Raw genomic sequence first — 15960 nt, 5'->3', positions numbered from 1 at the left:
GAGACAAACGGGGTGACAAAGGCAGGATGGGTGATTATCCATTGGGCAGTCGTGGACGACAGGCACCGGGAGGAATGCTCATGTATTACGGGATCTGGTACAGCTAACGCGATACCAGCCGTTTGTCAGGGGGCCTTGACGGCACCCATCTGACGCATGTCCGCATTCCATAATTTGCTCAAGTGATTGGAGCACCCGCCCATGTTTCGTTTCTTTGAAAACCTCATCGATCCCTATTGCGACTATCCCGAAAAAGACGTGCCTCCGACGCGGCTCTGGCCGTTTCTGCGCGACTATGCCCAGCCCTTCAAACGCGTCTTTGTGCTGACGGCGATGATGTCGGTGGTGGTGGCCGCCATCGAGATCGGGCTGATCTATTACATGGGCCGGGTGGTGGATCTGCTGGGCGGCACGCCTGCTCAGGTCTGGCAGGATCACGGCACTGAGCTGATCGTCGTCGCCCTTTTGATCCTGTTCCTGCGGCCCGCCCTGCAGCTGGTGGATGTGCTGCTGCTGAACAATGCGATCCTGCCCAATTTCGGCACGCTCATCCGCTGGCGGGCACATCGGCATGTGCTGCGCCAATCGGTCAGCTGGTTCGAAAACGATTTTGCCGGCCGCATTGCCAACCGGATCATGCAGACGCCCCCGGCCGCCGGAGAGGTGGTGTTTCAGGTCTTTGACGCCATCACCTTTTCACTGGCCTATCTGGTGGGGGCTGCGGTGCTGCTCTTTGCCGCCGACGCGCGGCTGATGCTGCCGCTGGCGATCTGGTTCGCGCTTTATGCGCTGCTGGTGCGCTGGACCGTGCGGCGCGTGGGCCCGGCCAGCGAAGCGGCCTCCGATGCGCGCTCCACCGTGACGGGGCGGGTGGTGGACAGCTATTCCAACATCCATTCGGTCAAGATGTTCGCCCATGACGATCGTGAGCTTTCCTATGCCAAAGAGGCGATCGAGGACGCGCGCACGACCTTTCAGGAAGAGATGCGGATCTTCACCGTCATGGATGGGGTTCTGGTCATGCTGAACGGGCTGCTGATCGTTGGCGTCGTCGGCTGGGCCTTCCTGTTGTGGATGCAGGGTGCGGCCTCGGTCGGGGTGGTGGCGGCGGCCACCGCACTGACGCTGCGGCTCAACGCGATGACCGGCTGGATCATGTGGGCGCTGACATCGTTTTTCCGCCAGCTGGGCGTGGTGGCCGAGGGGATGCGTACGATTGCCCAGCCAATCACGCTGGTCGATCAGCCTGAAGCGCAGCCTTTGCAACTGAGCGCGGGAGAGATCGAGCTGCGGGATCTGTCGCACCATTATGGCCGCGAGGCAGGCGGGCTGGACAGCATCAGCCTGACCATCAAACCGGGTGAGAAGATCGGCCTGATCGGGCGCTCTGGTGCGGGCAAATCGACGCTCGTGAAGCTTTTGCTTCGGTTCTACGATCCGGACCGGGGGCAAATTCTGATCGATGGGCAGGACATCCGGCAGGTGACGCAAGACAGCCTGCGCCAGAATATCGGCATGGTGCAGCAGGACAGCGCGTTGCTGCATCGGTCGGTGCGGGACAATCTGCTCTATGGCCGCCCAGATGCCAGTGAGGAAGAGATGCTCGCCGCCGCCCGGCAGGCCCAGGCGCAGGAGTTCATTCTGGATCTGGAGGACCCGCAGGGGCGCACAGGATATGACGCCCATGTGGGCGAGCGCGGCGTGAAACTCTCTGGCGGGCAGCGTCAGCGGATCACCCTGGCGCGGGTCATTCTCAAGGACGCACCGATTCTGTTACTGGACGAGGCAACCTCGGCGCTCGATTCCGAGGTCGAGGCCGCCATTCAGGAGACCCTTTATGGCATGATGGAGGGCAAGACGGTGATTGCCATCGCCCACCGCCTGTCCACCATCGCCCAGATGGACCGCATTCTGGTGCTGGATCAGGGACGGATTGCCGAACAGGGCAGCCATGACGCGCTTTTGCAGCAGGGCGGCCTATATGCACAATTCTGGGCACGCCAATCGGGTGGCTTTCTGAACGCAGAGGCAGAAGAACAATGCTGAAATCCTTTCTCGACCGGCGTCTCAATCCGTTCCGGCCTGCCGCAGGGCCGCCGCCTGAAACGCTTGTGGCCTTTGCGCGCTGGGCGCTGGCGGGGGCTTGGCCAGTGCTTGGGTTGTTCACGATCCTGTCGGTGATGGCCGGCGGTATGGATACGCTCAATGCCTTTCTTCTGGGGTTCATCATCGACACGGCGGTTGATGCCGGGCCGCAGGCCTTCTTTGCCGAACATATGCTGGTGGTGGTGGCCTTTGCGGCCTTCTTCCTGCTGTTTCGCCCGGCGATTCTGGGGCTCGGCGCCTTTGCCAATGCGGTGCTGGTGCAGCCTTTCATTTCGCCGCTGATCCTGTCGCGGATCAACACTTGGGTTTTGGGCCAGTCGGTCAGCTATTTCGACGATGATTTTGCGGGGCGCATTGCGCAAAAGCAGATGCAGACCGCCAATGCCATGACCCAGGTCGCGGTCGAGGGGATCAATGTAGTGATCTTTGGCCTTGCGGCGCTGATCAGTACCTTTGCCCTTCTGGGGTCGATCGATTGGCGGATCACCGGGCTGTTTGCGATCTGGCTCATCGGCTATTTCAGCCTGATCCGCTGGTTCCTACCGCGCGTCCGCGAACGCTCGGGCAAGATGGCCGGGGCGCGGGCCATGGTGTCGGGGCAGGTGGTCGACACGATCACCAATATCAAGACGGTGAAGCTTTTCGCCCATGCTGGTAACGAGGAAGAAAGCGCCAAGGATGCCATGGCGGGCTACCGCGATGCTAGGCTGCATCTTGGCACCCTGTCGGCGAGCTTCCGCTTCTGCCTGATGGGCTGCGCCGGTGTTCTTCCGGTGATGATGATCGGTGCATCGTTGCTCCTGTGGCAGGGCGGACAGGCCAGCGAAGGCGATATCGTGGCGGCGGGCACCATCGCGATCCGGTTGGCACAGATGACCGGCTGGCTCAGCTTTGCGCTGATGGGGATTTACGCCAACGTGGGCGAGGTGGAGAACGGCATCAAGACGCTGGCCCGGTTCGACCGCATCACCGATTCCGAAGATGCCTGCGATCTGGTGGTGCGCGAGGGACAGGTGCATTTCGATCACGTCAGTTTCTCATATGGCCGCAATATCGGCGGCGTGCGCAGCATCGACCTGACCATCAAACCGGGGGAGAAACTGGGCATTGTCGGGGCTTCGGGCGCCGGGAAGTCGACCTTGGTGTCGCTGCTCTTGCGGCTTTACGATGCCGAAGAGGGGCGCGTTCTGATCGATGGGCAGGACATCACTGGCGTCACACAGGACAGCCTGCGGCGGCAGATCGGCATGGTCACGCAGGAAACCGCGATGTTCAATCGCTCCGCCCGCGACAATATCCTGTATGGCCGCCCGGATGCCAGCGAGGTAGAGCTGATCGCCGCCGCACAGAAAGCCGAGGCGCATGAATTCATTCAGGACCTTGCGGACGGTCAGGGGCGCGAGGGCTATGAGGCGCATCTGGGCGAGCGTGGCGTCAAACTGTCCGGCGGTCAGCGTCAGCGGATCGCCCTGGCCCGCGCGATCCTGAAGGATGCGCCGATCCTGGTTCTGGACGAGGCAACCTCGGCGCTGGATTCCGAGGTAGAAGCCTCGATCCAGACCGCGCTGGAACGGGTAATGGAGGGCAAGACGGTTCTGGCCATCGCTCACCGCCTGTCCACGCTCAGCGAAATGGATCGGATCATCGTGATGGATCAGGGCCAGATGGTCGAGGTGGGCAGCCACGAGGATCTTTTGGCGCAGGGCGGGCGATATGCGCAGTTCTGGGCACGTCAGTCCGGCGGTTTTATCTGCACCGACGAAGACTCGACCGAAGCTGCCGAATAGCCACCGGCGTAGGAGGCTTTACCCGCCCCGTGCCGTTTGGCTCTTTTGCGCGGGGTCTGCGCAGGCTATCTACGCTACATGACAGATGCAGCCAGAACCACAGCTACGATCACCCGTCTTGGCCAACAGGGCGACGGGGTCGCCGAAGGCCCGTTGTTCGCCCCCCGCACCCTGCCGGGAGAGGTGGTCAGCGGCATAGTCAGCGGCAGCCAGCTGACCGAAGTGCGGATCGAAACGCCCTCCGAAACCCGCGTGCAGGCGCCCTGCCGACACTATAAACCCTGTGGTGGCTGCCAGTTGCAGCACGCTAGCGATGCCTTTGTCGCCGATTGGAAGGTCGAGGTGGTGAAAACCGCGCTGCGGGCGCAGGGGCTTGAGACCGAATTCCGCCCCATCCATACCTCGCCGTCGCGCAGCCGCCGCCGCGCCACCCTGACCGTGCGCCGCACCAAGAAGGGCGCGATGGCGGGGTTTCACGGGCGTGCATCGGATGTGATCACCCCGATTCCGGATTGCCAGCTGCTGGATCCGGCGTTGATCCGGGCCATTCCATTGGCCGAGGAACTCGCCATGGCCGGGGCCAGCCGCAAGGCGCCCCTTTCTGTCACGCTGACCACATCCGAGGTCGGACTGGACGTGATGGTGCGGGAGGGCAAGCCCCTGGATGGCTCCCTGCGGCTGGAACTGGCGCGCATCGCCGGTCAGAACGGCGTGGCCCGACTGACCTGGGGGGATGAGCAGGTGCTGATGGAGCAGCCCCCGGTGCAGGCTTTTGGTCCCGCCCGCGTCTGCCCGCCGCCGGGATCGTTTCTGCAAGCCACCAAGGATGGCGAGGCGGCGCTGCTGTCTGCCGTTCAGGAAATCACCAAAGGCGCCAAACGCCTTGTCGACCTTTTTGCGGGATGTGGCACTTTCGCCCTGCCGCTGGCGCAGGATGCCGAAGTTCACGCAGTCGAGGGCGAGCGGGACATGATTGCCGCCCTGGATGCGGGCTGGCGCCGGGCGCAGGGGCTGAAAAAGATCACCTCCGAAGTCCGCGATCTGTTCCGCAATCCGTTGCTGCCTGAGGATCTGAACCCCTTTGGCGCCCATTTCGACGCTGCGGTCATCGACCCGCCCCGCGCGGGTGGCGAGGCGCAGATTGCCCAGCTGGCACAGGCCCGCACGCCGGTCATTGCCTATGTTTCCTGCAACCCGGTGACCTTTGCCCGCGACGCAAAGACGCTGGTCGCCGCGGGCTATCGTCTGAACTGGGTCCAGGTGGTTGACCAGTTCCGCTGGTCCGCCCATACCGAACTGGCTGCCAGCTTCACGCTGGACAGCTGACAGGCACCCAACAGACTGGATTGATGAGCGTGATGCAGACCCTTCGCAAGATCCTGGACAGTCACCGGTTCAGCCGGTTCGTGACGACGGTCATCCTGATCAACGCGGTCACGCTAGGGATGGAGACCTCGGCCGGGATTATGGAGCGGATCGGTCCGATCATCCATTTCATCGACTACCTGTGCCTGTCCATTTTCGTTGCCGAGATTCTGGCCAAGCTTTTGGTGGCGCGACTGCGGTTCTTTGTCAGCGGCTGGAACGTTTTTGATTTCGTCATCGTCGGTATCGCGCTGGTGCCGGGGGCACAGGGGCTGTCGGTGCTGCGAGCGCTCAGGATCCTGCGGGTTTTGCGGGTTATCTCGGTAGCCCCCCGCCTGCGCCGCGTGGTGGAGGGTTTCATCACCGCGCTGCCGGGGATGGGCTCGGTGTTCCTGCTGATGGCGATCATTTTCTATATTGGCGCGGTGATGGCGACCAAACTGTTCGGTCATAGTTTCCCAGAATGGTTCGGTGATCTTGGCCTCAGCGCCTATTCCCTGTTCCAGATCATGACGCTGGAAAGCTGGTCGATGGGAATCGTGCGCCCGGTGATGGAGGTCTACCCCTATGCCTGGGCCTTCTTCGTGCCGTTTATCATGGTCACGACCTTTGCCGTGGTGAACCTTCTGGTGGGTCTTATCGTGAACTCCATGCAGGATGCCCATTCCGAAGAAGACGACCAGCGCACTGGCGCTTACCGCGACGAGGTTCTGGCGCGGCTGGAGGCCATCGAACGGCGCCTTTCCGACAGCGCGGCGGTGGATCAGCAGACAAAGAAGTGATTTCGAGTTCGGAAATTTTCAGGTATTCTGCGCCTCAGGCAGTCAATAAAAACAGGTTCAAAAATGGACAGGCGGTTATTCGGGCTCGGAGCGGTTTCTTGTGCGATGGTTGCAGGGTGCAGCCAGGCTGAGAGCAAGTTCAAAAGCTATTCAGGCCCCGAGGTGACCTCGATTGTGGTCAACAAGGGCGCGCGTAAAATGTATCTTCTCAACAACGAGGATGTGTTGCGCGAATATGAGGTCGATCTTGGCTTTGCGCCAGACGGGGCCAAGCGTGTCGAAGGCGACGGTAAGACGCCGGAAGGCACCTATCTGATCGACCGTCGCAACCCGAACAGCAGCTTTCACCTGTCGGTGGGCATTTCTTATCCCAACTCGGCGGATGTCGCCCATGCTCAATCCTTGGGGAAAAAGCCGGGTGGAGAGATCTTCATTCACGGAGAGCCGAATGACCACAAGGACCGCAAGCGTGCGGCGCGGGTCAAGGATTGGACAGCAGGCTGTATCGCCGTCAAGAACCACGAGATCGAAGAGGTCTACGCCATGGTTCAGACCGGCACCCTGATTTCCCTGCGCCCCTGAGGGCGTCGAGAATCCGCAGCCTGTCCCGATAGCCTGGGGCAGAGCTGCCCGGTGAGCGGGCTTTTAGTTGCCCATCACCAGCGTCCACCAGATCTTGCCGTTGGGTTCCTGGTACCAGGAAAAGCCCATGTTGGTGGCCTTGGGATCCAGAATCACCGCGCGGGTACCGCGGTCTTCCATCCAGGCGGTCAGGGTCTGAAGCTCGTTCTCGTAGGTTTCCGAAATCGCCTCGCCCAGCATGGAGCCGGGGTAGCCAGTGCGGGCGACGCGATCCAGCGGCGAGGACCCGTCTGAGCCGAAGTGCCAGGGACGGTTCTGAACCGACATGTCACGCGAATGGGTGGCGGCAGCGGCGTTCAGCTGGGCATTCAGCTGGACCTGCGGGGCAGAGGCCGCCTGGCGCAGCGCATTAACCGAATCGAGCATACGGATCTGTACTTTGTCGGCATTGCGGATCCTGTAGACTGTTCCGCCGCCCTCACCCGTCTGAGGGACCGGAGTGCAGGCCGCAGCAAGGGTAACGAAGGCAGCAGCCAGGATCAGGAAAACACGCGTCATCATGCATCTCGCTCAGTTTCATTGTTCCTGCACTTAGCCTTCCTGAGGCGCAGGTGCAAACCTGCGTCGGCCATTCGGGACCCTTAATCGGCGGTTTGATTTGCGACTGAGGCTTAAGAGCCATAATATACCGCCAGTATTTTGATGTTTACCTGCAGGGAAAGACCATGACCCACAGTCTGTTTGATAAACCGTCCCGGCGCCAATTTCTGGCAGGGTCGGCGGCGCTGCTGTCCTCTCCGGCCCTCGCCGAAGGTGTCGCGCAGGACGAGGATGTTGCCTATGATCCCCTGCGCCCGCCGCCAGAGCCGGAACCGCCGGTCAAACGCAATATCTCGGCCTTCCGCGCCAAAAACTGGAGGCCCTATTTCGACAATCTGCGCAAAGGGGCGATTCTCGTCGATATCGATAGCCGGGCGCTGCATTACTGGTCAGAGGATGAATCGGTCTACAAATTGTTCCCCTCTTCGGTGCCTTTGTCCGATGATCTGACCCGCCGGGGTCGGACTTCGGTCATCCGCAAGGTTGATGGCCCCAGCTGGTCGCCGACGCCGAACATGCTGAAACGGAACCCTGAATGGCCAAAATACATCCCGCCAGGACCGGATAACCCATTGGGATCACATGCTTTGTATCTCAGCTGGAAGTTCTACCGCATCCATGGGACCCACGATACGCGCAAAATTGGGCGGAAATCGTCGAACGGCTGCATCGGGCTTTATAACGAGCACATCGCGCAGCTGTTTCAGCTGACCAACGTGGGCACGCAAGTGTTGCTAATTTGACGACATTGCCGCACGCGCAAGGCTGCCCTTTTAAACAAGCATTTGCATTCCCGAGGGTTACTTGGTTAGAAAAAAATACGAGATAAGTCTTGGGTGCGTAGGCCATTGTTGTGTCCGACGCGAATTCTGGAGGTTAACATGAAAAAACTCGTTATCGCAGCTGCTCTGACTGCCGCCGCTTCCACCGCTTCTGCCGGCAACCTGGCAGAGCCCGTTATCGAAGCACCGGTTATCGTTGAGCAGGCCGAAAGCTCGTCTTCCGGCATCCTGCTGCCGCTGCTGCTGCTGGTCCTGGTTGGCGCAGCTGTCGCAAGCAACTAATTGCTTCTTGCAAGATTTAAAAAGGCGGTGGTTTTCCACCGCCTTTTTTATTGCCTGCTGGCCGGAAACAGAGTGTCCGGTGGGGCCGCCCTCAGAGGGCGGCGACCTCATCCAGAATAAGATCAAGCGTCTGCACGATCATCTCCACGTCATCGCTGTCGATGGTCAGCGGCGGACGAATCTTCAGGATGTTATCCTTGGGTCCTTCGCTGCCGATCAGGATGCGGTTATCGCGCATGCGGTTCTTGACGTATGAACAGATCCCCGTCGCCTCGCTGCCATCTGCGTTGATCAGCTCCAGCCCCAGAAACAGCCCCATGCCGCGCACATCACCGACGCAGGCATGTTTCGCCTCAAGCTGCCGCAGGCCCGCCATCAGCTGGTCGCCCATTGCCTTGGCGTTCTGTTGCAGCCCTTCGTCATCGACGATGTCCAGCACCTCCTTGCCGATGCGGCAGGACAGGGTCGACCCGCCGAAGGTCGAGAAGAACTCCGGCCCCTTGGCGAAACTGTCGGCAATGGCGCGGGTGGTGACAAGAACACCCAGCGGGTGGCCGTTACCGATGGGCTTGCCCATCACCACGATATCGGGCAGCGCGCCCTGGTGTTCGAAACCGAAGTAGTGATCGCCAAGGCGGCCAAGTCCGGTCTGCACCTCATCGGCGATGCAGATGCCCCCGGCGGCGCGGACCTTTTCATAGACCGCCGACAGGTACCCCTTGGGCGGGATGATCTGCCCGCCGACCGAGGGGAAGGTTTCGGCAATAAACCCGGCCAGCCCGTGTCCCCTGTCCTTCAGCCGGGCAATCGCAGGATCGACGAGGTCCGCGAATTTCTGCGCGCGGCTTGCATCGTCACGTTTGAACCTTCCGCGATAGTCGTCCGCGACCTCGACCAGTTCCACCCAGTCCGACGGGCCAACGCCGCCCTTGGCGTTGAATTTGTAGGCGGAGATGTCGATCACACCGGTGGTATTGCCGTGATAGCCATGATCGGGGGTCACCATGCCCTTGGCGCCGGTATGGGCGCGGGCCAGCCGCAGGGCCAGCTCGTTTGCCTCGGTGCCGGAGTTGACGAAGAAACAGACCTCGAACGGGGCTGGCAGTTTCGACAGCACCTTCTCGGCAAAGGCGACCTGCGCGGGGTGCAGGTAGCGGGTGTTGGAGTTCATCCGCTTCAGCTGATCCGCCGCCACCGCCTGAATGCGCGGATGGGCGTGGCCCACGTGCGGCACGTTGTTATAGGCATCGAGATAGGGCCTGCCCCATTCATCGAACAGGTGGTGTTTCCAGCCCCGCAGCAGCATCACCGGATCGGAGTAGGTGAGGCTGAGATTGCCGCCGAAATGCGCGCGGCGCCCTTTCAGGACTTCACCCTTGTCGGTGGGCTGATAGCCGGTCTTGTCATCGGGCAGGTTCATCAGCGCCGCCGGGTTGGGGCAGACGGCGTGCCACAGGTACATCTCGTCCGGGTCACCGACGCCGGGCCAGTCCGCCTCGATCCCGTCGGTGGTCATGGCCAGCTGGAAATGCACATGCGGTGCCCAGCCGCCGTTCTGGGTGGGATCGCCCAGGCGGCAGAAAGCTTCGCCCCGCGCCACGGTGTCGCCGGGCTTCAGGCGGTCGCAGCATTCCGGATCCAGATGGCCGTAAAGTGTGTAGAAGGTGTCTCCCGCCGGTGTCTCATGGCGCAGAATGATGGTGCCGCCATAGTCCAGATGATGCGCCCGGTTCTCGACGATGAAGACCTCGCCCGCCAGCGGCGCATATAGGGGGGCACCCGCAGGGGCAAAGCCATCCACGCCCAGATGCACGGTGCGCCGGTTGCTGGCCTTCCAGCGCCCCTTGCGAAAGGCGGGCGCGGTATAGATCAGCCGCGGTTCGTTGTAATAGCCCAGCCAGATGCCGGTGCCGTATTCCTCGCCGACGCGGGCGGCTTCTTCCAGCGGCATATCGAACGGGTTCTGCGGCCAGGTGGCGTTTTCGACCGAGAGCGACCCCATCGGCACGTCGCTCAGGTCCGCGCCCATCAGGGGAGCGAAATTGCCGCGTTCTGCATTTAGCCACGCCAGCACCCGATCGGCGCCCTCCACCACCGGCAGACCGCAGGCGGCGCGCAGGCGGGCGTTCACCAGCTTGGCGTTCAGGTCAAAGCCTTCGAGGAACCGCCAAGCAGGCGCCTGCGATATGGTCACGTAAGGATCATCGGGGTTCTCTGCGGCCATCAAGGTAGAGTTCACCACTGAGACCGCAAGCCGCGCCCGCAACAGCGGCCAGATCATGTCTACCTCCGCTGGGGTCAGTGGGCAGGCTGAATGATAGCCGGACACCAGCGCAGCCAGCGCGGCCTCGGGGTCGGGATGGTCCAGAACGATATAGGCGGCCGCGATCGCCAGATCGCAGACGCGCGGCGCGTTGCACATATCGCCAAGGTCGATGAGGCCGGATACCCGGCGCGGTTCGCTGAGTTCTCCCGATACGATGATATTGTAATCATTGGCATCATTGTGGATTGCCTGCTGCGGCAGCTTGGCAAGGTCGGGTGCCAGTTCGGCAAAGGCGCCATGAATATCGGTCAGCAGGGCCCTGCGGGCCGGATCGGCAATGCAATCCAGATCATCGGCAATCCACCCGGCCTGCATCAGGTTCCATTTGAAATCCCGCTCAAGGCCCGGATGCTGAAAATCCGCCAGCGCCGCGTCAGTCTGGCCGAGCACCGCGCCAACCTCGTGGATCAGGCTGTCGGATTTCGGTGCCGCCTTGGCGTAGCAGCGGCCGGGCAGTTGGTTGATGACCCAGACCAGCCGTTCGGCGCCGGTTTCATCGGCAATCGCGCACATTGCGGCGCCGTTGCTGGCCCGGATCACGCGCGGGCAGGGCAGGTCCGGCGCGGCCTTGGCGATATGCTCAAGGGCCTGCACCTGCATATCGACCAGATCCTGCGGGCAGCCGGGGCGCATCGCCTTGACGATATAGCCGGTGCCATCCGCCGCCAGCGCCAGAAAGTTAAGATCGTATTCGCCATCAAGGCGGGTTAGCTCCGCCTCGATCCCCCAATGTGCCGCAAATGCGGCTGCCCAATGCGCCTGTGTCATAAAACCCCCCGATCCGCCGCTTCGGCGGTAACCCAATATTGGATCCTATTTGAACCGGGGCGCGGCGTTAGTCCACCCAGCCTTTCAAATTCTGTTCGATGACACCGGCCAATGCGGCGATGTGATCGTCATCATCGTTGAGGCAGGGGATATAGAGGAAGTCCTCGCCACCCGCCTCTTCGAAGTTTTCCTTGATCTCCTCGTTGATCTCTTCCAGCGTTTCGATGCAGTCGGCGGAAAAGGCCGGGGCGATCACGGCGATGTTCTTTTTGCCTTCCTTGGCCAGCGTGGCGACGTGGTCGACGGTATAGGGTTTCAGCCATTCCTCGGGGCCAAAGACCGACTGGAAGGTCGTCGTGATCTCGGTGTCTTCCCAGCCAAGGCGCTCTTTCAGAAGGCGCGTCGTTTTCTGGCACTGGCAGTGATAGGGATCGCCCTGCATCAGATAGCGCTTCGGCATCCCGTGGTAGGACACGACAAGGATATCGGGGCGACTCGACGCTTTGGCGTAGGCCTCTTCGACGGAACGCGCCAGCGCGTCGATATAGGCGGGTTCGTCGAAATAGGCGGGAATGGTGCGGGCGGCGGGCTGCCAGGTTTCTTCCATCAGAGCGCGGAAGAACTGGTCATTCGCGGTGCCCGATGTGGCGCCGGCATATTGCGGATAGAGCGGCACGAACAGGATCTTCTGGCAGCCTGCCTTGACCATTTCGCGGACCTTGGACTTGGTCGACGGGTTGCCATAGCGCATGCAGAAATCGACCATGACCTGATCGCCATACCGGTCGGACATCACCTTTGCCATCTTGGCGGTCTGGTCCTTGGTGATGGTCATCAGCGGGCTTTCGCCCTTGTCATGGTTCCAGATGGATTTGTAGGCCTCGCCCGAACTGAACGGGCGTTTGGTCAGGATGATCAGCTGCAACAGCGGTTGCCACTTCCACGACGGGTAGTCGATCACCCGCTTGTCCGACAGGAATTCGCTCAGATAGCGGCGCATGGGCCAGTAGCTGTAGTCATCCGGGGTGCCGAGGTTCGCAAGCAGAATGCCCACCTTTTCCGGCTGCACCTTGGGGTGGTCGGCAGGAGCGTGAACAGGGCATTTTGCAGTTGAGGTCGAATCCAGCATTGATGTGTCCTGTGCGGTTGAGGCTTTGTGTTTCGGCGCAATAGTAATGGCATACGCGGTCAAAGACCAATCGGATCAAATTTGTGCAGCCATCGCGTTTGCCTATCGTCCGCAGGGGTGCGGACCTAGTCGGGCAGCTTGGTTTCCGGCACTTTCAGGGCATCCGCCAGCCGCATCTGGGCCGAGCCGGGGCGCAGCGGTTTCTGCTGGCTTTCGGAGGGGGACCAGCCGGTCAGGCAGATGAGTTCGAAACTGGCGGGCAGGCGGCCGGTCTCGGTCTCGAAGTGCTGGCGATAGATCTCTTCGGCACGGTGGAACAGGCGGCGCGGGACCGGGCGTTTCAGGCGGGATGTCAGGGCGTTGGTCTCTCCCATGGCCCGCAATTCACGCATCAGATGCATCAGGTCGCGGTATTCCGCCGTCAGCGGCACCACATCGGCCACCGGCAGGGCGAACCCGGCCCGTTGCAGCAAGGCGCCCAGATCGCGGACCTCGCCCATCGGGGCGATGCGCGGAGACAACCCGCCCAGTACCTCGGTTTCTGCTCCGGCCAGCGCCACGCGCAGCTCCTGCAATGTCTGCCCGCCCAGCATCACCGCCAGCAGCAGCCCGTCTTCCTTCAGGGCGCGGCGGCACTGGATCAGCTGGCCAACCGGATCATTGGCCCAGTGCAGGCCCATCGCATGGATCACCACGTCATGGGCGCCGGGCTGCAGATCCAGAACTTCATCGTCGGCCACGCAGGTCGCACCGCCAAGGGCACCGTCCCAAATCTCCGCAAAAGGAGACACCACCGCAGGGGCGGTAAAGGTTCTGTTAACCATGCTGAGGCGATCTTCGACCTCGTCCCGTGCCATCTGGTGCAGGAACAGGGCCTCTTGCTGCCGCCGAGCCCGATGCGCTGCCAAAGCCTGCCTGTCAAACAGCTGTGGCTGGTGTTGTGTGTTTTGCGTCATGGGGGGCTACTTAAATGCTGTTGGCGCAGTTTCAAACCGCTGTTTCACTGATCTATCCGCCGCGCTGTCTGGGCTGCGGCGGGCTGGTCGGGCAGGACGCGGGCCTGTGCGGTCCCTGCTGGCGAAAGACGGAGTTCATTTCCGGCACGGTTTGCGAAGGCTGCGGGGTGCCCCTGCCCGGGGAGAGCGACGGATTTCGCATCGAATGCGATGATTGCATGGCGACGCCCCGCCCGTGGAGCCAAGGCCGTGCCGCGCTTGTCTATGGCGGTAAGGCGCGCGAGCTGGTGCTGGCGCTGAAACATGGGGACCGGCTTGATATTGCTCCTCCGGCGGCAGTCTGGATGGCGCGGGTGGCAGAACCTTTGCTGCAGGATAGTCCGCTGGTCTGCCCGGTGCCCCTGCACTGGAGCCGACTTCTGAAACGCCGTTACAATCAGTCCGCCGTGCTGGCCAGGGCGTTGGCACGCCGCGCTGGGCTGCAATATTGCCCCGATCTGCTGCGCCGCCACCGCAGAACACCGTCATTGGACGGGCGGTCGCGACGCGAACGGTTCCGGCTTCTGGGTGATGTGATCGGGGTGCCGCCGCGCAAGGCGCCTGCCCTGAGCGGTCGCAGCGTCTTGTTGGTGGATGATGTTATGACCTCCGGGGCGACCCTGTCGGCCTGCGCCGATGCCTGCCTGCGCGCTGGTGCGGAAGAGGTGCGGATCGTCGTTCTGGCCCGCGTCACGCATGCGTGACCGCTTTGCCGGGGCCTCTGGCAAAGATTGCATTGCGGCCCCATATCCCTCACAAACGCAAAAACCCGAATATATTGGAGACCTGCATGAAACCGGTGGAAATCTACACCTCGCCTCTGTGCGGCTTTTGCCACGCCGCAAAACGGCTTTTGAACCAGAAGGGTGTGACCTTTTCCGAGGTCGACGTTATGATGAACCCGAAACGCAAACCTGAAATGATCCAGCGCGCGAACGGGGGCCGCACGGTGCCGCAGATTTTTATCGGCGACACGCATGTGGGCGGTTGTGATGAGCTTTACGCGCTTGAACAGGCCGGCAAACTGGATCAGTTGCTGTCCGCCTGAAACCGGAGACCCACCTGATGCGCGCAGCCCTGTTGCAGATGACCTCAAGCGATGATCCAGCCGAGAATCTGGACAGCGTGCGCGCCATGATGGCCACAGCGGTGGCCGAGGGCGCCGGTTTCGTGCTGACGCCCGAGGTCACCAATTGCCTTTCGACCAGCCGCGCGCATCAGAAAGCCGTCCTGCATCACGAAGAAGACGATCCGACCCTGGCTGCCCTGCGTGACGAGGCCGCGAAACTGGGCGTCTGGCTGGTGCTCGGCTCGCTCGGCATCAAGACCCACGATGCGGATGGGCGCTTTGCTAATCGCCAGTTCCTGATCGGCCCCGATGGCGGGATCGCTGCCCGCTATGACAAGATCCACATGTTCGATGTGGAGGTCACGCCTGAGGAAACCTACCGCGAATCGGATGGCTATCGCCCCGGCACCCGCGCGGTGCTGGCAGAGACTCCCTTTGCCAGGATCGGCATGACCATCTGCTATGATGTGCGCTTTCCCCATCTGCACCGGACGCTGGCGCAGGCCGGGGCGCAGGTGCTGACGGTTCCGGCAGCTTTTTCCCATGTGACCGGCGCCGCCCATTGGCACACGCTGCTGCAGGCCCGCGCGATAGATACGGGATGCTACGTGCTGGCGCCTGCCCAGACCGGCACCCATCCAGCCAGCCGGGGCGCATCGCGCCGCACATTCGGGCATTCGCTGGTTGTGGCGCCCTGGGGAGAGATTCTGGCGGACGCCGGGACCGATCCCGGGGTTGTCTGCGTTGATCTTGATATGGAAAAAGTGGCAGAAGCACGCAAACGTGTTCCTGCGCTGACCCATGATCGAGAGTTCGACGGACCCTGATGGAAGAATCACATTCTCTGGCCGTTTCGCTGTTCAGTGAAATCCTGATGGCCGACCAGCTGGCGCGCTCGCGGCTGGGTAAGGCCCTGCCCAAGGGAATGGAACTGTCGCATTTTTCGGTTCTGAACCATCTGGCACGGGCCGGGCTGGAACGCTCTCCGGCGCAGCTGGCGAAGGCGTTTCACGTCACCCGCGGTGCCATGACCAATACGCTGAACAAGCTGGAGATGGCGGGTTATGTGCATATCCGCCCCGACTGGGATGATGCCCGACGCAAGATGGTGGCGATCAGCCCCGCGGGCAGGCAGGCGCGCGATGCGGCGCTGGCCAGTATCGTGCCGGTAATCTCCGAAGTGGTGGATGAGCTGGGCGGCGACCGGGTGCGTGCCGCACTTCCGATCCTGCGGGAGTTGCGCAGCAAGCTGGAAGACGACTAAGAGCCCGATTTGAAACTAATTGAGTGAGTTCAGGAGGTTGTGTTTCTGTTCGGGTACGACACTGAACGGAGACCACGATGGCCTGGACCGAACTCACCCGCAGCCAGCATGCCCGTGAGGGCG

General features: G+C 61.9%; 15 protein-coding genes. 11 read left to right on the top strand and 4 right to left on the bottom strand.

What is annotated here, in order from left to right; all coding sequences use genetic code 11:
* Nucleotides 1-201 precede the first annotated feature (201 nt).
* From AAFO90_RS19410 to AAFO90_RS19390, 5 genes are all read left to right on the top strand, one after another.
* Nucleotides 202-2046, top strand: coding sequence for an ABC transporter ATP-binding protein (locus AAFO90_RS19410; protein WP_347510428.1), 1845 nt, complete (start codon nt 202-204; stop codon nt 2044-2046).
* Entirely contained in the window at nt 2040-3893 is a 1854-nt protein-coding gene (locus AAFO90_RS19405) for an ABC transporter ATP-binding protein (protein WP_347510427.1), read from the top strand. The genes AAFO90_RS19410 and AAFO90_RS19405 overlap by 7 nt, the downstream gene beginning before the upstream one ends.
* Nucleotides 3894-3971: 78 nt before the next feature.
* Nucleotides 3972-5219: a class I SAM-dependent RNA methyltransferase gene (locus AAFO90_RS19400; protein WP_347510426.1), complete on the top strand. Its 1248-nt coding sequence runs from the start codon at nt 3972-3974 to the stop codon at nt 5217-5219.
* A gap of 23 nt (nt 5220-5242) precedes the next feature.
* Nucleotides 5243-6040, top strand: a complete 798-nt coding sequence (locus AAFO90_RS19395; protein ID WP_274836054.1) for an ion transporter — start codon at nt 5243-5245, stop codon at nt 6038-6040.
* 63 nt (nt 6041-6103) lie between these two features.
* Entirely contained in the window at nt 6104-6622 is a 519-nt protein-coding gene (locus AAFO90_RS19390) for a L,D-transpeptidase family protein (RefSeq protein WP_065272064.1), read from the top strand.
* A gap of 63 nt (nt 6623-6685) precedes the next feature.
* Here the strand turns inward: AAFO90_RS19390 and AAFO90_RS19385 are convergent, their stop codons facing one another.
* Nucleotides 6686-7180, bottom strand: a complete 495-nt coding sequence (locus AAFO90_RS19385; RefSeq protein ID WP_065273655.1) for a CAP domain-containing protein — start codon at nt 7178-7180, stop codon at nt 6686-6688.
* A 167-nt stretch (nt 7181-7347) separates the two neighbouring features.
* On the opposite strand from AAFO90_RS19385, the gene AAFO90_RS19380 reads away from it, so the two are divergent.
* Nucleotides 7348-7965, top strand: a complete 618-nt coding sequence (locus tag AAFO90_RS19380; RefSeq protein ID WP_347510425.1) for a L,D-transpeptidase — start codon at nt 7348-7350, stop codon at nt 7963-7965.
* A 138-nt stretch (nt 7966-8103) separates the two neighbouring features.
* The gene (locus tag AAFO90_RS19375; RefSeq protein WP_065272066.1) at nt 8104-8286 is read left to right on the top strand and encodes a hypothetical protein; all 183 of its coding nucleotides are present in this window, start codon (nt 8104-8106) and stop codon (nt 8284-8286) included.
* Between the two features lie 91 nt (nt 8287-8377).
* On the opposite strand, the gene AAFO90_RS19370 is transcribed toward AAFO90_RS19375, so the two are convergent.
* The 3 genes from AAFO90_RS19370 to AAFO90_RS19360 all read right to left on the bottom strand — a co-directional run bounded on the left by AAFO90_RS19370 (nt 8378) and on the right by AAFO90_RS19360 (nt 13465).
* Nucleotides 8378-11380, bottom strand: a complete 3003-nt coding sequence (locus AAFO90_RS19370; protein WP_347510424.1) for an aminotransferase class III-fold pyridoxal phosphate-dependent enzyme — start codon at nt 11378-11380, stop codon at nt 8378-8380.
* Between the two features lie 67 nt (nt 11381-11447).
* Complete coding sequence (hemH, locus tag AAFO90_RS19365; RefSeq protein ID WP_347510423.1) at nt 11448-12509, bottom strand: ferrochelatase; 1062 nt, start codon at nt 12507-12509, stop codon at nt 11448-11450.
* A gap of 125 nt (nt 12510-12634) precedes the next feature.
* Nucleotides 12635-13465: an SAM-dependent methyltransferase gene (locus AAFO90_RS19360; protein WP_347510422.1), complete on the bottom strand. Its 831-nt coding sequence runs from the start codon at nt 13463-13465 to the stop codon at nt 12635-12637.
* Nucleotides 13466-13479: 14 nt separating this feature from the next.
* Here AAFO90_RS19360 and AAFO90_RS19355 point away from each other — a divergent pair, with 14 nt between their 5' ends.
* From AAFO90_RS19355 to AAFO90_RS19340, 4 genes are all read left to right on the top strand, one after another.
* On the top strand, nt 13480-14208 hold the full coding sequence (locus AAFO90_RS19355) for a ComF family protein (RefSeq protein ID WP_347510421.1): 729 nt from the start codon (nt 13480-13482) through the stop codon (nt 14206-14208).
* Between the two features lie 86 nt (nt 14209-14294).
* Complete coding sequence (grxC, locus tag AAFO90_RS19350; RefSeq protein ID WP_065273656.1) at nt 14295-14552, top strand: glutaredoxin 3; 258 nt, start codon at nt 14295-14297, stop codon at nt 14550-14552.
* Between the two features lie 17 nt (nt 14553-14569).
* Nucleotides 14570-15400, top strand: coding sequence for a carbon-nitrogen hydrolase family protein (locus AAFO90_RS19345; RefSeq protein ID WP_347510420.1), 831 nt, complete (start codon nt 14570-14572; stop codon nt 15398-15400).
* Complete coding sequence (locus tag AAFO90_RS19340; protein ID WP_065272072.1) at nt 15400-15837, top strand: MarR family transcriptional regulator; 438 nt, start codon at nt 15400-15402, stop codon at nt 15835-15837. The genes AAFO90_RS19345 and AAFO90_RS19340 overlap by 1 nt, the downstream gene beginning before the upstream one ends.
* The last annotated feature ends 123 nt before the right edge of the window (nt 15838-15960 follow it).

Origin of the sequence: Phaeobacter sp. CAU 1743 (genome assembly GCF_039839315.1) — a bacterium.
Lineage (GTDB): Bacteria > Pseudomonadota > Alphaproteobacteria > Rhodobacterales > Rhodobacteraceae > Phycobacter > Phycobacter gallaeciensis_A.
This window is presented reverse-complemented; position numbering and strand designations above follow the sequence as displayed.

Coding starts and splice junctions, on each gene's coding strand:
- AAFO90_RS19410 (WP_347510428.1), top strand. CDS start 202: ATGTTTCGTTTCTTTGAAAACCTCATCGATCCCTATTGCGACTATCCC.
- AAFO90_RS19405 (WP_347510427.1), top strand. CDS start 2,040: ATGCTGAAATCCTTTCTCGACCGGCGTCTCAATCCGTTCCGGCCTGCC.
- AAFO90_RS19400 (WP_347510426.1), top strand. CDS start 3,972: ATGACAGATGCAGCCAGAACCACAGCTACGATCACCCGTCTTGGCCAA.
- AAFO90_RS19395 (WP_274836054.1), top strand. CDS start 5,243: ATGAGCGTGATGCAGACCCTTCGCAAGATCCTGGACAGTCACCGGTTC.
- AAFO90_RS19390 (WP_065272064.1), top strand. CDS start 6,104: ATGGACAGGCGGTTATTCGGGCTCGGAGCGGTTTCTTGTGCGATGGTT.
- AAFO90_RS19385 (WP_065273655.1), bottom strand. CDS start 7,180: ATGACGCGTGTTTTCCTGATCCTGGCTGCTGCCTTCGTTACCCTTGCT.
- AAFO90_RS19380 (WP_347510425.1), top strand. CDS start 7,348: ATGACCCACAGTCTGTTTGATAAACCGTCCCGGCGCCAATTTCTGGCA.
- AAFO90_RS19375 (WP_065272066.1), top strand. CDS start 8,104: ATGAAAAAACTCGTTATCGCAGCTGCTCTGACTGCCGCCGCTTCCACC.
- AAFO90_RS19370 (WP_347510424.1), bottom strand. CDS start 11,380: ATGACACAGGCGCATTGGGCAGCCGCATTTGCGGCACATTGGGGGATC.
- hemH (WP_347510423.1), bottom strand. CDS start 12,509: ATGCTGGATTCGACCTCAACTGCAAAATGCCCTGTTCACGCTCCTGCC.
- AAFO90_RS19360 (WP_347510422.1), bottom strand. CDS start 13,465: ATGACGCAAAACACACAACACCAGCCACAGCTGTTTGACAGGCAGGCT.
- AAFO90_RS19355 (WP_347510421.1), top strand. CDS start 13,480: ATGCTGTTGGCGCAGTTTCAAACCGCTGTTTCACTGATCTATCCGCCG.
- grxC (WP_065273656.1), top strand. CDS start 14,295: ATGAAACCGGTGGAAATCTACACCTCGCCTCTGTGCGGCTTTTGCCAC.
- AAFO90_RS19345 (WP_347510420.1), top strand. CDS start 14,570: ATGCGCGCAGCCCTGTTGCAGATGACCTCAAGCGATGATCCAGCCGAG.
- AAFO90_RS19340 (WP_065272072.1), top strand. CDS start 15,400: ATGGAAGAATCACATTCTCTGGCCGTTTCGCTGTTCAGTGAAATCCTG.